The sequence below is a fragment of the Pseudomonas sp. MIL9 genome (genome assembly GCF_016887925.1).
GTDB lineage: Bacteria > Pseudomonadota > Gammaproteobacteria > Pseudomonadales > Pseudomonadaceae > Aquipseudomonas > Aquipseudomonas mohnii.
The window spans coordinates 1-19,544 of the sequence record NZ_JAFEHE010000022.1 but is presented as its reverse complement, the minus strand read 5'-3'; the positions used below and the strand labels follow the sequence as shown (position 1 = coordinate 19,544).

Sequence of the window (19,544 nt, the reverse complement as noted above, 5' to 3'; positions counted from 1 at the left end):
GGGCTGAACATGGGACATCAACATCCAGTCTCTCCCTGAACGGTCAACCGAGCATGCCCCTACCGCGCATTTTTCCGGCGATGTGCCTATCGCTTGTTGCACTTTTCAACCTTACACCGGTCTTCGCAGACGACACGGCTTTGCCTCGTCCGCCAGAGTGGGCGCAACCGGTCGAGGTGCAGTACAACCTCTTTCAGATGAGCCCGACGCTCTATCGCAGCGCACTGCCCGACAGTGGCGCTGTTTCGCTTCTGGAAAAACTCAAGATCGGCACAGTGATCAGTTTTCTCCCTGAACCGGATTCAAGCTGGTTGTCGACACCCGGTATCGCCCAGGTACAACTGCCCTATCGCACAAATCATGTGGATGATGCGGACATAATCAAGGCCCTGCGCACCATTCAAACCGCCGAAGCCAAGGGCCCGGTTTTGATGCACTGCAAGCATGGATCTGACCGAACCGGTTTGATCGCGGCCATGTATCGGGTTGTGGTGCAGGGCTGGAGCAAGGAAGACGCTCTGAACGAAATGACCCATGGTGGCTTTGGTGACAGCACCCACTTCAAGGACGGCATTCGTTACATGATGCAGGCCGATGTCGACAAGCTTCGCACCGCGCTGGCTAACGGCGATTGCAGCACTAGCCCGTTCGCGGCGTGTTCGATGAAAAGTTGGTTCAAGTCGGCACATGTCGAGTAACCATGCCCTCCACTGCGTTGCGCAGTGGAAGGCGGTTCATGTCACTCAGTGTTGCTCGTCTAACTTTTTCTTCAGCTTCGGGTTCGGGAAGAACTGCACTGCCTGAACCTTGGCATCCGGTGCTTTCAAGGCGGTGGTGTTGACCCGGGTGCCCAACTCCTTGGGTACCGACAAGCCTTGTTCATTCAGTGTGTCGGAGTAACCGCAGGCCACGCATTCGCGGTGCGGCACGCCATCCTCGTTCCACATCATCAATTTGTCCGGCTCGCTGCAAGCCGGACAAACTGCACCGGCGATAAAGCGTCGTTTTGTCACCACTGGACCCTCACTCATGCTGCTGCGTCCTCACTCAGGCCGCTGTGACGCAAGAGTGCGTCAATCGATGGCTCTCGACCACGGAAATCGATGAACAACACCATCGGCTCCTGGGATCCGCCACGCGCCAGAATGGCCTCGCGGAACGCGCGGCCGGTGTCGGCGTTGAGCACGCCTTCTTCTTCAAATTTCGAGAAGGCGTCGGCCGAGAGCACTTCAGCCCACTTGTAGCTGTAGTACCCCGCTGCGTAACCCCCGGCAAAAATGTGCGCAAAGCTGTTGGGGAAGCGGTTGTAGGCGGGTGGACGCATGACGGACACCTCGTCGCGCACGCCTTCGAGTACTTGCAGCACGCCACGACCGTCGCCGTGGGTGGCGTGCAGTTCGAAGTCGAACAGCGAGAACTCCAGTTGACGCACCATCATCAGGCCGGACTGGAAGTTTTTCGCCGCGAGCATTTTGCCCAACAGGTCCTGAGGCAGTGGCTCGCCGGTTTCATAGTGGCCGGAAATCAGCGCCAGGCCTTCAGGCTCCCAGCACCAGTTTTCCATGAACTGACTTGGCAACTCGACCGCATCCCACGCCACGCCATTGATGCCGGATACGCCAGCGTGCTCGACCCGGGTCAGCAGGTGATGCAGGCCATGACCGAATTCGTGGAACAGGGTGGTCACTTCATCGTGGGTCAGCAGGGCAGGTTTGCCGCTGTCGGCCGGGGTGAAGTTGCACACCAGATTGGCCACCGGGCTTTGCAGAGCGCCACCAGCAGTACGACGACGATCGCGCGCACCATCCATCCAGGCGCCGCCGCGCTTGTTGGCTCGGGCATAGAGGTCGAAGAAGAAGCGGCCGACGTGCTGACCATTTTCCTTGATCTCGAACAGGCGCACGTCCGGGTGCCAGGTGTCGAAACCTTTGAGTTCGGCGATTTCGATGCCGTACAGGCGTTGCACGATGGCGAACAGCCCGCTCAGCACTTTATCGATCGGGAAGTAGGCACGCAGGGCTTCCTGGGCAACGCTGTAGCGCTGCTCGCGGAGTTTTTCGCCGTAGAAACCGCTGTCCCAGCTTTGCAGGTCCGGGCAGCCTTGTTCCGCCGCGTAAGCCTTGAGCTGCTCCAGGTCCTGGACGGCAAACGGTTTGCTGCGCTTGGCCAGATCACGCAGGAAGCTCAGGACCTGATCGCTGGATTCGGCCATTTTGGTGGCCAGGCTCAGTTCCGCGAAACTGGTGAAGCCCAGCAGCTTTGCCAGCTCCTGACGCAGATCGAGGATTTGTTCCATCACCGGGCCGTTATCGTTCTGACCGGCGTTCGGGCCTTGGTCCGACGCACGTGTGCAGTAGGCGGCGTAGACTTCTTCGCGCAATTTTCGGTCTTGGGCGTAGGTCATTACCGCGTAGTAGCTCGGGAACTCGAGGGTGATCAGCCAGCCGTCCAGGTCTTTGGCCTGGGCTGCAGCAGCCATTTGCGCCTTGGCCGAGTCGGTCAGGCCGGCGAGGGCGGCTTCATCGGTGATGTGCTTGGTCCAGGCCTGAGTGGCGTCGAGCAACTGGTTGGAGAAGCGGCTGCCCAGTTCGGACAGCTTGCTCTGCACTTCGGCATAACGCTTTTGCTCGGCTTCCGGCAGGTCGATACCCGACAGGCGGAAATCGCGCAGGGAGTGTTCCAGAATGGTTTTCTGCGCCACATCGAAACCGGCGGCTTCCGGGTTGCTGGCCAGGGCTTCATAGGCCTGGAACAGTTCGCGGTTCTGGCCCAATTCGGTGGCGTAGGCGCTCAGGGCCGGCAGGCAGGACTCGTAGGCCTCGCGCAGTTCGGCACTGTTGCACACGGCATTGAGGTGGCTGACCGGGCTCCAGGCAGCGCCGAGGCGGTCGTTGAGCTCGTCCATCGCCAGTACCAGACCAGCCCAGGTCGGCTGTTTGCCCTGGGTTTTGAGGATCTCGATAATGGCGGCACGGTTGTCAGCCAGGATCTGTTCAATGGCCGGTTGCACGTGTTCGGCACGGATCGCGGAGAATGGCGGCAGGTCGTAGGGCTGCAAGAGAGGGTTGTTCACGCTCACGGTTGATACCTTGGCTGGAGAAACATGCAGCCATCTTAATTACAATCGACACTCACCGCAGCTATCAGCGACAGAGAGAGAACCTATCGTGTCCCTTCGCAAGTATCAGAACCACACGCCGCTGCTTGGCAAAGGCGCTTTTGTCGACCGTTCGGCGGTGGTGATTGGCGACGTCGAAATCGGTGAAGACAGCTCCGTCTGGCCACTGACGGTGATCCGTGGCGACATGCACCGCATCCGCATCGGTGCGCGCACCAGCGTGCAGGACGGCTGCGTACTGCACATCACCCATGCCGGGCCGTTCAACCCCGAGGGTTTCCCATTGCTGATCGGTGATGACGTGACCATCGCCCACAAGGTCATGCTGCACGGTTGCACCGTGGGCAGCAGGGTGTTGATCGGCATGGGCAGTATTGTCATGGACGGTGCGGTGGTCGCCGACGATGTGATCATCGGTGCCGGCAGCCTGGTGCCACCGGGCAAATGCCTGGAAAGCGGTTTCCTTTATGTGGGCAGCCCGGTGAAGCAAATCCGGCCGCTGACTGACAAGGAGCAAGCCTTTTTCACCTACAGCGCGGCGAACTACGTGAAGCTCAAGGATCTGCATCTGGCCGAAGGCTACGACCCGCTCTGAGCCCCGGATAACGGACAGCGTCCCACGATTGCCCAGGAATTTTCATGCATTACCAGACCGTTTTGTTCGACCTCGATGGCACCTTGACCGACCCCCGTGAGGGCATCACCCGTTCAATTCAGTTTGCCCTGGGCAAACTGGGCATCGATGAGCCCGACCTGAGCAAACTCGAACATTTCATCGGTCCGCCGTTGTTGCAAGCGTTCATGCAGTTCTACGACTTCGATGAGGCCAGGGCCTGGGAAGCGGTCAATTTTTACCGGGAGCGCTTCAAAGTGACCGGGCTTTACGAGAATCGCGTTTTCGACGGCGTCACGCCGCTACTGGAAACCCTCGGCGGACAAGGGCGTCAGCTTTACATTGCGACGTCCAAACCCTGGGTGTTCGCCCGGGAAATCGCCCGGCATTTCGATTTTGCCAGGCACTTCAAGGTGATTTACGGCAGCGAACTGGATGGCACCCGTACCAACAAAGTCGAGCTGATCGCTCACTTGATCGCCGAAGAAGGCCTGGACCCGGCCAATACCCTGATGATCGGCGACCGCAAGCACGATTTGATCGGTGCGCGAAGCAATGGGATGGATGCGGCGGCTGTCGGTTATGGCTTTGGCAGTCGGGAAGAACTGAGCGCCGAAGCGCCGGCCTATCATTTTGAAACGCTGGATGAGATGCATCAGGCGTTTTTGCGGCGTTAGGCAAACCGCCTGCGCGGGCTTGCCCGCGAAGAGGCCTGTTCAGCCACCGGCACTCTTGGGTTCCGCCATTGCCTTGAGCACCACCTTGCGTTGCTCAACCGGCAAAGCCCCAAGCTTCTCGACCTGCGCATAAAACCTCACCCAATCGCCTCCCTGTTGCTTGAACAGCGCCGCAAACGCCGGCACCCACTGGTCGTACAGGCCAAACGGCAGCAACCGTGCATTGTTCAACGGTGCGTTGATCCAGGCGTCGTAACGTTTGTCTCCAGCCCATTGGTCATCGCGCAACTGACGGTATTCGGCGCGTAACTGCTCGAACGCTGCGACTTTACGCTGGCGCATTCGCTCGGGCGGCAGCGGCAGGGCGTAGAGCGCTTCCAGTTGTGTCCGGGTGTCCAGAACCAATTGAATGAACTGGTCCCGATGCCGTGCCTGTTTATTATCGTCCGGGGGAAGGCTACGGAATGCGCGCCATTGGCGGGTGCCTTCCTGTTCGACGAAGGTGGCGAATGACTCGTTGAACTCCGTGTCGTCTTTCACATACACGCGTTGATGCGCCAGTTCGTGAAAGATCAGCGTGGCCAGGCGCTCATCGCCCCAGCCCATCATCGAATTCATGATCGGATCGTTGAACCAGCCCAGGGTCGAGTAGGCCTCGACACCGCCGATCGACACGTCCATGCCTTGCAGGCGTTGCAGCGCCGCCTCGCCCCGCGCATCACTCTGGCTGTAGTAACCGCGGTAGGCCACGCAACCGGCGATGGGGAAGCAATGGTTCTGAGGCTTCAGGGAAAATTCCGGCGTGACGAACACATTCCAGACCACATAGGGCCGACCGATGTCGGCATACAAGCGGTAGCTCTGGTTATCCGGCAGATGCAGCTGTTGGCTGGCAAATGTGCGGGCTTTTTGTGATTGGATCAGGTGCGCACGCAGTTTTTGATCGCGATCGGGATCGGCAATCACACTGGAAACCGGCTCCCGTGCCCGCAGCAACTGCAGTTGACCGCTGGCCAGCTGGCTGTAGTAGCTGACGCTGGCACAACCGTTGAGCAACAAAAACAACATGCCCGGAAACAAAACGCGCAAAACGCGATCAAGTAACCCAAGGCTTGGACGCGGCCTGATCAAAATAAAAAATCCCTGGAAAGTCTGCTCGCAAGACTATCCCGCTTGACTGGAGCTCCGCTATGCGCAAGTTGATGCTGACGGGAGGCCTGCTGATGCTGGCCGGTTGTGCTGGATTCGGAATACCACGCCAGGATCCGTCACAGGCGTGGATCGATCTGGATTCGCAGCAGGAAGATACGGCGTTGCAAGCGTTGGAAGTGGATAAACAGGCGGCCAACGATAAACGCTATTTTGAGGTGCAACCCGGCAGTCATGAGCTGAAGGTTCGCTACCAGTTCCCGGTTCAACCCAGCAACATCGGCCCCAACGCGGAGACACTGTGGCGTGATTGCCAGATAAACGTGAAATTCGATGACTTCAACGCGGGTGAGCGTTATCAGCTGCAAGCGGGGAATATTGGTTTCAGGCCGTGGGCCAGGCTTTACGATCAACAGCGAAAAGTGATCGGCAAGGGCACACCGGCGGGCTGCCAACGCACCTGATCGGCGCTATGCTGAATACCTGATTTTCGGGACATTCATCATGCGCAGGTTGATGCTATTACTCGCTGCAAGTGTGGTCGCCGGTTGTTCGAGTCCTCTGCCGGCGGTCAATCCGCAGATGGCGTGGGTCGATTTCTCTACGCCCTACCCCAATGACAAATTGCTGATGGCCGAACGGCTGGACAACGTGCGATCACGCGACGGGCGCTTTTTCCAGGTGACGCCCGGTAGTCACGAGCTGACTGTGCGCTTTGATTTCGAGGTGCCCGGCGGGGGCTCTGACTTGTTCGACGGCGGTACGGAGCGGCTGTGCTACATGATCATCAAGTACGATCATTTCGACGCCGGTCAGCGCTATCTGCTGGAGGCCCGTTCCATGGCATTTACTCCCGAAGCACGTTTGTTCAACGCCAAACGTGAAATCGTCGCCGAAGCAAGGCAGATCAACTGCGTGCCGTGAGGCCGATCAGCGATCGTTCTTCTGGTAGATGATTTTCTTGGTGCCGTATTCGCACGAGCCAACGACCATATTCTGATCGTGCACTTCTTCGTTTTTGACGATCTCCAGTGTGTAGGACGTAACCCCTCGGGCCTGGATCTTGGCTTCGATTTCGGCCTTGAGTTCTTCACAGGGTTTCGGCGCCGCCAGGGCCGAAGTGGCCAGTGCGCAACAGATAACCGCCAAGGTAAAACGTTTCATGGTTGAAGCTCCCTTGAGGCAGCGCGGATGATCATGCGATTCGGCTGCTGTCATTTATTCGACCACAGTTTTATCTGGCAAATCTCTGGCCACGCAAAAAAAGATCGCAGCTTCGGCAGGTTCTTTGAGCTGCCGAAGCTGCGATGTTTTATGCGCTAGCTGACCAAAGTCGCATCCAGACTGATCCTGGCATTCAACACTTTGGACACCGGGCAACCTTCTTTGGCCTTGTTGCTCAACTCCTCGAACTGAGCCTGGCTCGCTCCGGGGATTTTCGCCTTGAGGATCAGTTTCACCGCCGTGATCGCAAAGCCGCCGTCCACTTGGTCCAGGGTCACTTCGGCGTTGGTATCGATGCTGTCGGCTTTGAGACCGGCGTCACCGAGAATCATGGAGAACGCCATGGAGAAACAACCGGCGTGGGCCGCGCCAATCAGTTCCTCGGGGTTGGTGCCCTTGCCGCCTTCGAAACGTGCCTTGAAGCCGTAGGGCGCTTCCCTGAGGACGCCGGTTTCCGTGGATATCGAACCGATGCCGGTTTTCAGGTCACCTTCCCAATGAGCCGATGCTTTTTTGATGATAGCCATGCTTGTCTCCTCAAGAGCCGGCGCGGAGCGTCGCGCCTACGTGATTTGCCTCGCTAGGGTTCTGAGGATAGACCGCGGTGCAAAGTTCACCTGATCTGATCACTCCGCCTGTTCGGCAGGAATTTTCGCTGTGCTATTGAAACTCGGGTATATGCCCTCATTGCATGAAACATGCTTTTGGATTCGGCAGGTTTTCGTTCGCAAGAAAAAACCTGCGCCCTCAATTGGAGAAGCAGGTTTATGAAACGACTGTCCGATATCAAGTTTTCGACCCTCGATCTGGTGCCTGTGCGGGAGAACGGCAGTGCAGCCCAGTCGTTGCGCAACTCGCTGGACCTGGCGCAACACGTCGAAAAGTTCGGCTACAACCGCTTCTGGGTCGCTGAACACCACAACATGGACGGCATCGCCAGTTCGGCCACCTCGGTATTGCTGGGCTACCTGGCCGGTGGTACTTCGACCATTCGCGTCGGTTCGGGCGGGGTGATGTTGCCCAACCACGCACCGCTGGTGATCGCCGAGCAGTTCGGCACCCTTGAAAGCCTGTATCCCGGCCGGATCGACCTGGGCCTGGGGCGTGCTCCCGGTTCCGATCAGATGACTGCTCGCGCATTGCGCCGTGAACGCTCCGGCAGCGCCGATGATTTCCCCGAAGACGTCGCAGAACTGATGCGTTACCTCGGGCCGCGCACTCCGGATCAGCGAGTCATCGCAATGCCGGGCACTGGTACCCAGGTGCCGGTCTGGCTGCTGGGCTCAAGCCTGTTCAGTGCGCAATTGGCCGGTGAGCGTGGTTTGCCCTACGCGTTCGCCTCACATTTCGCACCGCGTTACATGCATGAGGCGATTCGCGTCTATCGCAACCATTTCAAACCTTCAGCGGTGCTGGACAAGCCCTATGTGATGCTCGGTGTGCCACTGGTGGCTGCCGATACCGATGAGCAGGCCGACTATCTGGCTACTTCGGTGTTCCAGCGCATTCTTGCCCTGATGCGTGGCCAGAGCCTGGTACAGCGCCCACCGGTGAAAACCATGGACGGTCTGTGGTTGCCCCATGAGAGAGAAGCCGTCAGTGATTTCCTGGGCCTGGCAATGATCGGCAGCCCGCAGAAGATCCGCGCCAGGCTGGAGGTGCTGATCGAGCAGACTCAAGCCGATGAGCTGATTTTTACCTGCGACCTGTATGAACATTCCGATCGTGTGCATTCCTATGAATTGCTGGCGCAAGTCATGAAGGGCTGAGGTTTAAAGCTACAAAAAAGCCGACGCCATGGCGTCGGCTTTTTAATGAGTAAAGGCATCGCCTACCGTTTGTAGACGATGACCTTTGCGCCACCTTCACATTTACCGACGATTTTCCCGCCGGCTGCAGCGCCTTTATCGACGATCTCCAGCGAGTATCCGGAAACGCCCTTGGCATCGAGTTTTGCGGCGATTTCGGCTTTGAGCTCTTCACACGGTTTGCCGGCCGCCAATGCGCTGCCCGCAAGGCTCAATAAACCTACCGCCAAAATAAACTTCTTCATTGGTCGCATTCCCTGGTCGGATCAAAGGAGCGTCCAGTCAGCCGCCGGACGCAGTCATATAGCGCTTTGCCACTTCATGCGGCACGCGGCCAGCGCACACATTCAGAAGACAGGATCAAACTCAGCTACTGGCGATCCGGAACCCGACTTTGAGTGTCACCTGGAAATGCGCAGCCTTGCCGTCCTTGATATGCCCACGGGTTTCCGTCACTTCAAACCATTCCATGTACTTGAGACTTTTACTGGCCTCGGTCAATGCGTTGTTGATCGCATCTTCGATACTGCTGGTGGACGAGCCTACCAGTTCGACTTTTTTATAGGTGTGATGGTCAGTCATGGCGATCTCCTTAGGGTGTGAAATACAGCCTAGCAGTGATTTTCTGTCTTACTTTTGTCGCTCGGTTTGACAGAGAGGTTCACATTTACTGCACTTTCTCGAGCCTCTGGAGTCCCAACCAACACACGCCACTCATCAACAATGCAGGAGAGCCACCATGGCCAACAGCTCGTTACGTAAAGCCTCATTGCAAAGTATGGAAGCGGAAATCGAGAGTCTGCTCAAATCCCTGGAAAACCTGAAGGACGATGCCTCGGACGAGTCGCGTAAAACCCTCAAGGTGCTCAAAGGCAACGCCGAGAACGCATTGAGGCATTCGCGCCATCTACTGGCCGATGCCTATGAGGAGGTCAAGGTCAAAACCCGGGAAACGGGGATCGCTACCCGGGACTACGCCCAGGAACACCCTTGGACTACAGCCGGTGTCGCCGTGGGGGCGCTGGGGCTGCTGGCGGCCTATCTGTTGTGCAAACGCGGTGACTAATTTGTCTGGCGCAGCTCGTTTTTGAGCCATTGCGCCAGTTGCCGGGCGCGCCCGTCCGCAGCGCGCTTGGGCAGCCACAATGCCAGTTGTGCCGGGGTTTCGCTGAAACCCCAGGGTGCGACCAGGCGACCAGCCTTCAAGTCCTCGGCGACCAATGGCTGCGGGGCAATCGCCACGCCCAATCCGGCCACGGCTGCTTCCAGCAAGTAATACAAATGCTCGAACCCCTGCCCGTATTTCAACGCCTTCACGTCGAGGCCGCTTTGCTCTGCCCAGCTGGGCCAGGCTTGTGGGCGCGAGGTGGTGTGCAGCACGGATTCCTGCAGCAATGCTGTGGCCGGTGCATCTTTCAGCCGTTCATAGCCGACGAATCGCGGGCTCAAGACCGGCCCGATCCGCTCGCTGGCCAGTTCGAACACCTGCATGTCCGCCGGCCACGGCGGTTCGGCAAAGACCAGTAAGGCATCCAGACCCGGGCGACGGGGATCAAGATCGCCTTCCCCGGCAGACAAATGCAGGCGCAGGTCCGGCAGATCGGCATTCAACCGCCCCAGTCGCGGAATGAACCAGCGCGCCAGCAGGCTTCCCGAGCAGCCAAGGACGAACGGTGCATCGGCAGTGCTCTGCGTGAGTTCGACGCACACCGTACGCAGGCGCTCAAAGGCCTCAGTACTGGCGTCGCGTAAACGTATACCGGCATCTGTGAGTTTCAGGCCACGCCCGTCCTTGATGAACAGGCTCACGCCAAGGTGTTCTTCGAGCACCTTCAGTTGTCGGCTGACCGCGCCGTGTGTGACGTGCAGCTGTTCGGCCGCCTGACTGACGCTGTTCAAGCGAGCAGTGGCTTCAAAGGCGCGCAGGGCGTTGAGCGGTGGGAGGTCGTGGCTCATTGATCTGTGAGTTTTCCTGACAGGTTGTGGCGATCTTATCGGTTTTCAGTCCGGGGCGTCAGGGGTAGAGTGAAGCCCACTCTCTCTTTACACGTCACTTCACGCATTCAACTGGAGCGCCAAATGACTCAGACAAATCTGCGCAACGGCCCTGACGCCAACGGCCTGTTCGGTACGTTTGGCGGCCGTTACGTCGCCGAAACCCTGATGCCGTTGATCCTCGATCTGGCCCGCGAGTACGAAGCTGCCAAGGAAGATCCTGCATTCAAAGAAGAATTAGCCTACTTCCAGCGTGACTATGTCGGACGTCCAAGTCCGCTTTATTACGCTGAGCGTCTGACAGAGTTCTGCGGCGGCGCGAAGATCTATCTCAAGCGTGAAGAGCTGAACCACACTGGCGCTCACAAGATCAACAACTGCATCGGCCAGATCCTGTTGGCTCGACGCATGGGTAAAAAACGCATCATCGCCGAAACCGGCGCCGGCATGCACGGCGTGGCGACCGCCACCGTGGCTGCGCGTTTTGGTCTGGATTGCGTGATCTACATGGGCACCACTGACATCGAACGTCAGCAAGCCAACGTGTTCCGCATGAAGCTGTTGGGCGCCGAAGTGATCCCGGTGGTATCCGGCACCGGTACATTGAAAGACGCCATGAACGAAGCCCTGCGTGACTGGGTGACCAACGTCGACAATACCTTCTACCTGATCGGCACCGTGGCCGGTCCGCATCCTTATCCCGCGATGGTTCGCGACTTCCAGTCCGTGATCGGCAAGGAAACCCGTGAGCAGATGCAGGCCCATGAAGGCCGTCTGCCGGACAGTCTGGTGGCGTGCATCGGCGGTGGCTCCAACGCCATGGGCCTGTTCCATCCGTTCCTCGACGACAAGAGCATCGAGATCATCGGTGTCGAAGCGGCCGGTTATGGCATCGAAACCGGCAAGCATGCGGCCAGCCTGAACGGCGGCGTACCGGGCGTGCTGCACGGCAATCGCACCTTCCTGCTGCAGGACGACGATGGCCAGATCATCGACGCTCACTCGATCTCCGCTGGCCTGGATTACCCGGGTATCGGCCCCGAACACGCCTGGTTGCATGACATCGGTCGCGTTCAGTACACCTCGGTGACCGACGACGAAGCCCTTGCGGCGTTCCACCAATGCTGCCGCCTGGAAGGGATTATTCCTGCCCTGGAAAGTGCCCACGCCCTGGCTGAAGTGTTCAAGCGCGCGCCGAGCCTGCCGAAAGATCACCTGATGGTGGTCAACCTGTCGGGCCGTGGCGACAAAGATATGCAAACCGTTATGCACCACATGGAACAATCGAAGCAGGAGAAACACTGATGAGCCGCCTGCAAACGCGCTTTGCCGAACTCAAGGAACAGAACCGCGCCGCCCTGGTGACCTTCGTGACCGCAGGCGACCCGAGCTACGACACCTCCCTGGCGATCCTCAAAGGCTTGCCGGCGGCGGGTGCCGATGTGATCGAATTGGGCATGCCCTTCACCGATCCGATGGCCGATGGCCCGGCGATCCAGCTCGCCAACATCCGTGCGTTAGCTGCCAAGCAAAACCTGGCGAAAACCCTGGAAATGGTTCGTGAGTTCCGCAAGGACAACAACGAAACGCCGCTGGTGTTGATGGGCTACTTCAACCCTATCCACAAGTACGGCGTGCCGCGTTTCATTGCGGAAGCGAAAGAGGCAGGCGTCGATGGTCTGATCGTGGTCGACATTCCGCCCGAGCATAACGGCGAACTGTGCGACCCGGCGCAGGCAGCGGGCATCGACTTCATCCGTCTGACCACGCCGACCACTGACGATGTGCGTCTGCCAACCGTGCTCAATGGCAGCTCCGGCTTTGTGTATTACGTGTCGGTGGCCGGTGTGACCGGTGCCGGCGCGGCGACTCTGGAGCACGTCGAAGAAGCGGTCGCGCGTCTGCGTCGTCATACCGATCTACCGATCAGCATCGGTTTCGGCATCCGCACCCCGGAACAGGCAGCGAACATCGCGCGTCTGGCTGATGGTGTGGTGGTGGGGTCGGCGTTGATCGATCACATCGCCAATGCCACGACGCCGGAGCAGGCGGTGGATGGCGTGCTGAGCCTTTGTTCGGCGCTGGCCGAAGGTGTGCGTAAAGCGCGCGTCAGCTGAGGGTAAAGTTCCTGATACAGAGGAATTAGCGCCGTCCGGCACAGACTAATGAGCAAGACCCAGGGCTTCAGGACCTCGTTCTGAAGCCCTTTTTGTTGCGTGTGTCGTGAGGAAAAACCTGATGAAAATGTCGAAGCGTCTGATTGCCAGCCTGGGCGTTCTGATGCTCAGTGCCACCCCGCTGTTGCCGGCCAGTGCAGATCAGCACGACGATCGCGGTCATTACGATAACCGTGGTGACTATCATGGCGATGATCATCGCGACCATGACAACCATCGCGGTGGTCCTCCACCACGGGACTTCGGACCGGTGCGCCAGACAATTCACGACAATCACGGCTACTTCGTGCGGGGTGCACCGCCGCCGCCGGGCGTCATTGTGGTGCGTGGGCGGCCGCTGCCCCGAGGTTATTACGGCGAGCGCCTGGATAACCGGGCCTTGAGCCACTTGCCCTATTACCCCGGTTACGAATGGCGCCGGGCGGGTGCGGATGTTGTGCTGATCGCTGTGGGAACGGGGATTGTCTATGAGGTATTGGAGGGGGTTCTGTACTGACAGGTTTGTAGGCTGATGGGCGAACGTCCTGACCCTTGTAGGAGCGAGCAAGCTCGCTCCTACAGGTTTTGGCCTTATGGTAACTCCAGGCCGCCCGCTGCCTTGTGCAACTTGCGCAGGTGCTCGCCAATCTGTTTCACGTTGGCTTCATTGGCCGCCATTTCGGCTGCACGGCTCGGTTCAAGCAGCGCTCTGACTTCCTTATCCAGATCGCCGGACAATGCCAGCAGTTGTTTCTGTCGCTGGCTGCTTTCCGATTCCAGATGTTGCGATTCACTAGGCTGTGGCAAGCCATATCCGCCGGTGCCGAGCAATTCTGCCGGTCGGCTGAGAAAGCCGCTGTTATCGAGAATTTGCCTCAGCGTTTCGTTCGCCTTGTCCATTCCGCCGTTTTTCAGTTCTCTGGCGCCCAGATAACGCTGTTTGACCTCGTCCTGGGCCAACAGCAACTGGCGGCGAAAGCTGGCTTGTTCCAGCAGGAGCAACGCTGCGCTTGTACGCAAATCAGCCTGTTCGAACCATTTGCGGCGCTCTTCGGCTTTCAAGTCCAGCCAGTCCTCTACGGTTTCCTGTTTGACCGGCAAGTGTTTTTTCAACACTTCGAACATGGCTTGATAACGATCGCGGAAGGAGTCGAAGCGATAGCCCAGACGCAATGCTTCCCGAGGGTCGTCCAGCACGCTGGTATCCGCCAGTCCGCGCCCTTTGAGCACTTCCAGCAGACCGTTTGGCATGATGTTGTCCAGAGCGACCAACTTGGGATTGTTGGTGCCGCCACGCAGTAACTTCAACTCCTCCACCGCGCAGTTGTTTGAAAGGAAGAAGTAGTTGCCGTCGTAGCTCCAGTGCATTTCAGCGGCGCGTTCCACGACATCTTCAATCTCGCGGCGCGACAGGTTCAGGGGGACCGAGGCCAGGCTGCGCAATTCAGTCTTGGTGTATTCGTCGATCACTTGAGCCAACGGCAGGACAAACAGGCGCGACGGGTATTTACCGACCAGGCCGTCCCAACTCGACAGCTGAACGTCGCCGACGAAGGCGCGGTAGGACAGTACCAGGTGCTGATCCAGGTCCAGTCGACAGTCCGGCCCGCGCGGTCGGCCTGGTGCACAGATCACCAGCCGCAACATGCTATGGCCCCAGCGGCTGACCCAGTTCTGGTTGGCCTCCGCCAGCAGGTAGTCGACGGCATAGACCCGCTCCGGATCGACCTGCCCCAGGGGTGTTTTGGCGAAGTCGTTACCGGCATTCAGGAAGGCGAAGGTTTTGCTGCAAGCACCCTTGGTATTGGGGTCCCAGCCGAAGTGCTCTTTGTAGTAGCGGTACAGCGCCGGGCGGCGACAGGCATAGCTCGGGTCAAGGAGGAAATACTCCATGTTGACCGCGACGAACTCCTTGGGGCTGCTGGTCTCGTAAATATCCGGACTGCGGGCGATCTGGCGGTTGTGCTGTTCGCGTTCGCCACGACGGCCGACGTATTGCTGCCATCCGGCGAGGTCGAGCAGGCGTGGGTCATCGCTGAGGGTAAAACGGCGATCGGACTGACCGCGGCATTCGTCCGGGATACCGATCAGCCCCGAGCTGTTTTGGTGCCGGGTGCAGCGCTGAATCAGTTGGCGTTCCGCCTTCGACCACAGGCGTGAACGGTCATAGATGTGAGTCAGTTCGTGCAGCACCGTCGCCAGCATCTCGCGGCGCACGGTGCCATGGGGGCGATAGGTCTTTTTGCTTGCGGCGCTGCCGTCGGTGAGGCTGGCCAGCAGGTTGCGATTCAGGTCGAGTTCCGACACCAGAGACGCCTGGCCGTAGGCGTTGCCGGGCATGTCGTCAGTCCAGCCGACGTCGATGCGCCGGTCGAGTTGCTCGATGAAGCGCGGCGGCAGAGCCTGTATGGCTTCATCGAGCAAGGCTTGGCTGGCTTGCTGTTGGGCGGGACTCAGGCCGTCGCTCTTGAGATGTAATTCAAGGCCGGCATGGGCGGCGTTGCCGAACAGCAACAACGCCCCGGCCCACAGCCAGGCAGCTGGAAACCTCACAGCGCGAGAATGGCTTCGGCGAGAACCTGATCACTGGCGTCACGGGCCTCCGGTACGCGGGTGCGCAACATACCCAGGGCTGCTTCCAGGTGTGCACCCCGAATGTCGCCGTTGCTGGCAACGAAACTGGCGGCATCGTCCTGGGCATCGCGGACGATTTTCGAATCCCGGATGGAGGTGGTGGTATCGGATGTGAAATCTAGTGTGCGCTGGGTGGCACGAATCAGCATGTTACTGGTGGCAACCAGGGTATGGGCCTGGGCCACGTCGGCGAGCAGCAGCAGGCCAAGGGTGGCGGCAATCAGCGGGTTACGCATGGAACGACTCCGGAGAAACTTGGGATAGCTATTGGACGAGAATTGCTTGTGCCAGTTCAAGGTCGCTGGCATGAAGTTTTGGCTGGGTCCGGCGCAGGTAATTCAGGGCCGATTCCAGCTGTGCGCCTCTCAGTTGGCCGTCACTGGCGATGAATGCTGCAGCGTCATCCCGGGCGGCGAGCAGCAGTTTATGGTCGAAGGGCGCGGAGGTCACCATGCTTGTGGCGTAACCGCTGGCGACCGTGCCTTGCGTAGACAGGTTAAAGGCGTCAAAAGCCTGGGCCGAACCTGAGTAGATGGCCGCGAGAAGTACCGGAGAGATAAACAGATTTGAAAGAAAACGCATGAGACTCGACAGTCGAATGTGAGTCCCAAGGCTAGCGTAAGCCCCGGTCCAGAGCCAGCTTCGAAATATTGGGACACGACTGGCGTGTCCCGCTCCCGCTTAGATAGTCAGAATCGCTTGCGCCAGTTGCGCGTCGGTTGCATTCAGTTGTGGCGCCTGATGACGAATGTAGTCGAGTGCGCTTTCCAGTTTTACGCCGCGGATCGCGCCTTCAGTGGCAACAAAGCTCGCCGCGTCGTCACGGGCAGCGAGGACGATCTTGTTATCCTTGAACGACGACGAGACGACATCGGTGGTCGCATCGGACGTGGCCTTGAGCGCGTTGACGACCGCATCGGTGGTCACGATGAAGCTGGTGGCGTGGGAATTGGCAGCCACGGCAAGCAGGGCTGCAGCGCTGAGCAGACGAAGACGGGACATGGTGTAACTCCTTTGGGTAAATCGATTGAAAGATGGCGCGGTGCCTGAATAGTCAGACGCCAGGCATTCGGCGTTCGCCACGTTCTGGTTTGATATTAGGCCCGCGAGGGGCAGTTAGCACAGTGCTGTCCGTTCGAGTGGAGCATTAGCGCCAGAACGGTTTGTCCAGTTCGCTGACACGATCGGCATGGCTGATCCCCGCGTCCGAGAGTTGCCGATCATCGAGTTGGCCGAGTAATCGCCGGGTTCTGGCCCTTTCAAGGCTATTGCAGAGCCCTCTCAAGAGTCTACGAAACCCGTGTGAACGTGGGGTTGATTGAAGCGTGGAAGCAGGCGCATCTACCAAGTGATTCATGGCGCAGTCCCTTGTGCTGAATAGAGGCCCTAGCGTGATACCGAGGCTGCTTCCATGACAGACACAATGCGCCTAAATTGTACTGGTTCAGTTTTGGTTTTTACATAACTGTACTTGTCTGACGCTACCTCTACTGTGTGGCCGTATTTAATGACCCTAAACGACAAAACCCGTCGTGGTTTCCCACGACGGGTTTTGTTTTTTCAATTCGGGTTGCTGGCGGTGGACCCTGCAGGTCAGAGCCAGCGACGCTAACTTAGCGCCAGAACGGCTTGCTCAGCTCTTCGTAGCGTTGTGCTTCGCTGATCCCGGCATCGGCCAGCAGACGCGAATCCAGACGAGCCAGTTGATGGCGGCTGGAGATGCGGCGCTGCCACAGCATCAGGTTGGCGATAACGCGCAGAGGCATGGAAGCCTGGGTTTTTGCAGCAGTGTTTTCGAGAAACAGATCGGAACTGATTGTACGTTCCATGGTGCTCATCCTTCCGCTTGTGGCGGCATTAGGTAGTGGTTTAACTGGTGCCCATGATCCTCTCGTTTGCCTAGTCTCTGTAGATACAGTTCACCTGTATTGTGATGGCTCAGTTAACTGTTTAAGGGGGGTGTACTGGTCTAAATTGAGGCAACTGTACTTGTCTGCACCATTGTGGCGCGATTTTGCTGATTTTGAGCGGGGGAGTAGGCCGATTCGGTAGGAAATGACCGGTACAGCAGTACAGTTTTTGAAGGGATAGTGCGTGAAGGTAGTCCGCTGACGAAACTGTGTTTGCGTCAGCGGCTATCTGTATCCATTACGCCGGGAGCATTTTCCCGGTTTCTTCCAGGTTGATGTGCCAGCTCAGGGCATCACGCAGGATGTGTGGCGTGTGGCCGCCAAGGGCGCAAGCGGCAGAAAAGTAGTTATTGAGCGCTTCGCGATAGTCCGGATGCACACAGTTATCGATGATCACGCGAGCTCGCTCCCGAGGCGCCAGGCCGCGCAAGTCCGCCAGGCCGACTTCGGTGACGAGAATGTCGACGTCATGTTCGGTGTGGTCAACGTGGCTGACCATCGGCACTACGCTGGAAATGGCTCCGCCCTTGGCAATCGACTTGGTCACGAAGATGGCCAGGTGCGCGTTGCGCGCGAAATCGCCCGAGCCGCCAATGCCGTTCATCATCCGCGTGCCGCAGACGTGGGTGGAGTTGACGTTGCCGTAGATGTCGAATTCGAGCGCGGTGTTGATACCGATGATGCCGAGTCGACGCACCACTTCAGGGTGGTTGGAGATCTCCTGGGGGCGCAGCACCAGTTTGTCCTTGTAGCGTTCCAGATTGCCGAACACATCGGCGTTGCGACGGCTCGACAAGGTGATCGAGCTGCCCGAAGCAAAGCTCAGTTTGCCGGCATCGATCAGGTCGAACGTCGAATCCTGCAGCACTTCGGAGTACATCGTCAGGTCTTCGAAGGGTGAGTCGATCAAGCCACACATCACCGAGTTGGCGATGGTGCCGATGCCGGCCTGCAGCGGGCCGAGCTTGTTGGTCATGCGCCCGGCGTCGACTTCCTGCTTGAAGAAGCTGATCAGATGGTCGGCGATGGCCTGGGTTTCAGCGTCCGGCGCCAGCACGGTGGATGGCGAGTCGGGCTGGTTGGTGATCACGATCGCGACGATTTTTTCCGGCGGGATCGGAATGGCGGTGCTGCCAATGCGATCGTCGACCTTGACCAGCGGAATCGGCGTGCGGGTCGGACGATAAGTCGGGATATAAATGTCGTGCAGGCCTTCGAGATTCGAGTGGTGCGCCATGTTGATCTCGACGATCACGTGTTTGGCGAAAATCGCGAAGCTGGCCGAGTTGCCCACCGAGGTGGTCGGCACGATATGCCCTTGTTCAGTGATCGCCACCGCCTCGATCACGGCAATGTCCGGCAGCTTCAGTTGCTGGTTGCGCAGCTGTTCGACGGTTTCCGAGAGGTGTTGGTCAATGAACATCACTTCGCCGGCGTTGATCGCCTTGCGCAGGGTGCTGTCCACCTGAAACGGCATGCGCCGCGCCAATACGCCGGCTTCGGTAAGCTGTTTATCGAGGTCGTTGCCCAGGCTGGCGCCGGTCATCAGGCTGATTTTCAGCGGCGTGACCTTGGCCCGTTCGGCCAATGCGTGGGGTACGGCTTTGGCTTCGCCGGCGCGGGTGAAGCCGCTCATGCCGACGGTCATGCCGTCCTGAATCAGAGCGGCGGCGTCGGCGGCGCTCATCACTTTATCCAACAACGAAGGCAGGCGAATACGGTCACGGTACATGGATTGTTATCTCGGGAAACGGGTAGCAGGATGTGCAGTCTAGTGAATTTTGAAGGTTCACGTCCCGCTACCAAGGTCGCAAAAGGGCCGTCCATTCCGGATGCTTTAAACAAAACACTGTTACTGAATCGGTAACAAAGCGACGGTTTGTCCGACGATCTTCACCAATGAAAACGCCCCGACAAGTCGGGGCGTTTGCGTTGCCGGAGAGGATTACTCGACAGCCTTCACCATGTCTTCGATGACCTTCTTAGCGTCGCCGAACACCATCATGGTCTTGTCCAAGTAGAACAGTTCATTGTCCAGGCCGGCATAGCCGCTGGCCATCGAGCGTTTGTTGACGATGATGGTCTTGGCCTTGAACGCTTCGAGGATCGGCATGCCGGCAATCGGCGATTTCGGATCGTTCTTCGCGGCCGGGTTGACCACGTCGTTGGCGCCCAACACCAGGACCACGTCGGCCTGACCGAACTCGGAGTTGATGTCTTCCATCTCGAACACCTGGTCGTAAGGCACTTCGGCCTCGGC

26 protein-coding genes are annotated in these 19,544 nt (G+C 58.6%); 10 read left to right on the top strand and 16 right to left on the bottom strand.

What is annotated here, in order from left to right; genetic code table 11:
• The first annotated feature begins 53 nt into the window (after window positions 1–53).
• Window positions 54–698 carry a tyrosine-protein phosphatase gene (locus tag JQF37_RS22400; protein WP_103405385.1) on the top strand — a complete coding sequence of 215 codons (645 nt, stop codon included), beginning with the start codon at window positions 54–56 and terminating at the stop codon, window positions 696–698.
• Window positions 699–743: 45 nt separating this feature from the next.
• Here the strand turns inward: JQF37_RS22400 and JQF37_RS22395 are convergent, their stop codons facing one another.
• Together JQF37_RS22395 and prlC are read right to left on the bottom strand one after the other, a co-directional pair.
• Window positions 744–1,031, bottom strand: coding sequence for a YheV family putative zinc ribbon protein (locus JQF37_RS22395; RefSeq protein WP_130207950.1), 288 nt, complete (start codon window positions 1,029–1,031; stop codon window positions 744–746).
• Complete coding sequence (gene prlC / locus JQF37_RS22390) at window positions 1,028–3,079, bottom strand: oligopeptidase A (protein WP_130207948.1); 2,052 nt, start codon at window positions 3,077–3,079, stop codon at window positions 1,028–1,030. The genes JQF37_RS22395 and prlC overlap by 4 nt, the downstream gene beginning before the upstream one ends.
• A gap of 88 nt (window positions 3,080–3,167) precedes the next feature.
• On the opposite strand from prlC, the gene JQF37_RS22385 reads away from it, so the two are divergent.
• Window positions 3,168–3,713, top strand: a complete 546-nt coding sequence (locus JQF37_RS22385; RefSeq protein WP_130207946.1) for a gamma carbonic anhydrase family protein — start codon at window positions 3,168–3,170, stop codon at window positions 3,711–3,713.
• 44 nt (window positions 3,714–3,757) lie between these two features.
• Entirely contained in the window at window positions 3,758–4,408 is a 651-nt protein-coding gene (locus JQF37_RS22380; protein WP_130207944.1) for an HAD family hydrolase, read from the top strand.
• A gap of 39 nt (window positions 4,409–4,447) precedes the next feature.
• On the opposite strand, the gene JQF37_RS22375 is transcribed toward JQF37_RS22380, so the two are convergent.
• Window positions 4,448–5,539 carry an aminopeptidase gene (locus JQF37_RS22375; protein ID WP_130207942.1) on the bottom strand — a complete coding sequence of 364 codons (1,092 nt, stop codon included), beginning with the start codon at window positions 5,537–5,539 and terminating at the stop codon, window positions 4,448–4,450.
• A gap of 59 nt (window positions 5,540–5,598) precedes the next feature.
• Here JQF37_RS22375 and JQF37_RS22370 point away from each other — a divergent pair, with 59 nt between their 5' ends.
• Window positions 5,599–6,021, top strand: a complete 423-nt coding sequence (locus tag JQF37_RS22370) for a hypothetical protein (protein ID WP_130207940.1) — start codon at window positions 5,599–5,601, stop codon at window positions 6,019–6,021.
• A 40-nt stretch (window positions 6,022–6,061) separates the two neighbouring features.
• On the top strand, window positions 6,062–6,481 hold the full coding sequence (locus JQF37_RS22365) for a hypothetical protein (RefSeq protein ID WP_130207938.1): 420 nt from the start codon (window positions 6,062–6,064) through the stop codon (window positions 6,479–6,481).
• A 6-nt stretch (window positions 6,482–6,487) separates the two neighbouring features.
• Here JQF37_RS22365 and JQF37_RS22360 read toward each other — a convergent pair whose 3' ends face one another.
• Together JQF37_RS22360 and JQF37_RS22355 are read right to left on the bottom strand one after the other, a co-directional pair.
• Window positions 6,488–6,721, bottom strand: a complete 234-nt coding sequence (locus JQF37_RS22360) for a DUF1161 domain-containing protein (protein WP_103405392.1) — start codon at window positions 6,719–6,721, stop codon at window positions 6,488–6,490.
• Between the two features lie 155 nt (window positions 6,722–6,876).
• On the bottom strand, window positions 6,877–7,308 hold the full coding sequence (locus JQF37_RS22355; RefSeq protein WP_103405393.1) for an OsmC family protein: 432 nt from the start codon (window positions 7,306–7,308) through the stop codon (window positions 6,877–6,879).
• A gap of 240 nt (window positions 7,309–7,548) precedes the next feature.
• Between JQF37_RS22355 and JQF37_RS22350 the strand changes: the two genes are divergently transcribed.
• A complete protein-coding gene (locus JQF37_RS22350; protein WP_103405394.1) occupies window positions 7,549–8,550 on the top strand; it encodes an LLM class flavin-dependent oxidoreductase in 1,002 nt (333 codons plus the stop codon).
• A gap of 62 nt (window positions 8,551–8,612) precedes the next feature.
• On the opposite strand, the gene JQF37_RS22345 is transcribed toward JQF37_RS22350, so the two are convergent.
• Complete coding sequence (locus tag JQF37_RS22345; protein ID WP_130207936.1) at window positions 8,613–8,834, bottom strand: DUF1161 domain-containing protein; 222 nt, start codon at window positions 8,832–8,834, stop codon at window positions 8,613–8,615.
• A 121-nt stretch (window positions 8,835–8,955) separates the two neighbouring features.
• The gene (locus JQF37_RS22340; RefSeq protein ID WP_047535914.1) at window positions 8,956–9,171 is read right to left on the bottom strand and encodes a dodecin; all 216 of its coding nucleotides are present in this window, start codon (window positions 9,169–9,171) and stop codon (window positions 8,956–8,958) included.
• A 157-nt stretch (window positions 9,172–9,328) separates the two neighbouring features.
• On the opposite strand from JQF37_RS22340, the gene JQF37_RS22335 reads away from it, so the two are divergent.
• The gene (locus JQF37_RS22335; protein ID WP_047535917.1) at window positions 9,329–9,655 is read left to right on the top strand and encodes a DUF883 family protein; all 327 of its coding nucleotides are present in this window, start codon (window positions 9,329–9,331) and stop codon (window positions 9,653–9,655) included.
• Here the strand turns inward: JQF37_RS22335 and JQF37_RS22330 are convergent.
• Complete coding sequence (locus tag JQF37_RS22330; RefSeq protein ID WP_130207934.1) at window positions 9,652–10,545, bottom strand: LysR family transcriptional regulator; 894 nt, start codon at window positions 10,543–10,545, stop codon at window positions 9,652–9,654. The genes JQF37_RS22335 and JQF37_RS22330 overlap by 4 nt on opposite strands.
• A gap of 123 nt (window positions 10,546–10,668) precedes the next feature.
• Between JQF37_RS22330 and trpB the strand changes: the two genes are divergently transcribed.
• From trpB to JQF37_RS22315, 3 genes are all read left to right on the top strand, one after another.
• Window positions 10,669–11,889 carry a tryptophan synthase subunit beta gene (trpB, locus tag JQF37_RS22325; RefSeq protein WP_047535921.1) on the top strand — a complete coding sequence of 407 codons (1,221 nt, stop codon included), beginning with the start codon at window positions 10,669–10,671 and terminating at the stop codon, window positions 11,887–11,889.
• Window positions 11,889–12,701: a tryptophan synthase subunit alpha gene (gene trpA / locus JQF37_RS22320; RefSeq protein ID WP_130207932.1), complete on the top strand. Its 813-nt coding sequence runs from the start codon at window positions 11,889–11,891 to the stop codon at window positions 12,699–12,701. Before trpB ends, trpA begins: the two co-directional genes overlap by 1 nt.
• Before the next feature lie 121 nt (window positions 12,702–12,822).
• Window positions 12,823–13,257 carry an anti-virulence regulator CigR family protein gene (locus tag JQF37_RS22315; protein WP_130207930.1) on the top strand — a complete coding sequence of 145 codons (435 nt, stop codon included), beginning with the start codon at window positions 12,823–12,825 and terminating at the stop codon, window positions 13,255–13,257.
• A 74-nt stretch (window positions 13,258–13,331) separates the two neighbouring features.
• Here the strand turns inward: JQF37_RS22315 and JQF37_RS22310 are convergent, their stop codons facing one another.
• From JQF37_RS22310 to JQF37_RS22275, 8 genes are all read right to left on the bottom strand, one after another.
• Window positions 13,332–15,293, bottom strand: coding sequence for a DUF4105 domain-containing protein (locus tag JQF37_RS22310; protein ID WP_204149764.1), 1,962 nt, complete (start codon window positions 15,291–15,293; stop codon window positions 13,332–13,334).
• A complete protein-coding gene (locus tag JQF37_RS22305; RefSeq protein WP_047535930.1) occupies window positions 15,290–15,610 on the bottom strand; it encodes a DUF2388 domain-containing protein in 321 nt (106 codons plus the stop codon). The genes JQF37_RS22310 and JQF37_RS22305 overlap by 4 nt, the downstream gene beginning before the upstream one ends.
• 28 nt (window positions 15,611–15,638) lie before the next feature.
• Window positions 15,639–15,956, bottom strand: coding sequence for a DUF2388 domain-containing protein (locus JQF37_RS22300; protein ID WP_130207926.1), 318 nt, complete (start codon window positions 15,954–15,956; stop codon window positions 15,639–15,641).
• Between the two features lie 99 nt (window positions 15,957–16,055).
• Window positions 16,056–16,376, bottom strand: coding sequence for a DUF2388 domain-containing protein (locus tag JQF37_RS22295; protein WP_130207924.1), 321 nt, complete (start codon window positions 16,374–16,376; stop codon window positions 16,056–16,058).
• A 145-nt stretch (window positions 16,377–16,521) separates the two neighbouring features.
• On the bottom strand, window positions 16,522–16,731 hold the full coding sequence (locus JQF37_RS22290) for a DUF1127 domain-containing protein (RefSeq protein WP_130207922.1): 210 nt from the start codon (window positions 16,729–16,731) through the stop codon (window positions 16,522–16,524).
• Between the two features lie 256 nt (window positions 16,732–16,987).
• Complete coding sequence (locus tag JQF37_RS22285) at window positions 16,988–17,203, bottom strand: DUF1127 domain-containing protein (RefSeq protein ID WP_130207920.1); 216 nt, start codon at window positions 17,201–17,203, stop codon at window positions 16,988–16,990.
• A 319-nt stretch (window positions 17,204–17,522) separates the two neighbouring features.
• Window positions 17,523–19,016, bottom strand: a complete 1,494-nt coding sequence (locus JQF37_RS22280) for an acetyl-CoA hydrolase/transferase family protein (protein ID WP_130207918.1) — start codon at window positions 19,014–19,016, stop codon at window positions 17,523–17,525.
• Window positions 19,017–19,229: 213 nt separating this feature from the next.
• On the bottom strand, window positions 19,230–19,544 hold a 315-nt coding region (locus JQF37_RS22275), incomplete at its 5' end, for an NAD(P)(+) transhydrogenase (Re/Si-specific) subunit beta (RefSeq protein WP_204149763.1).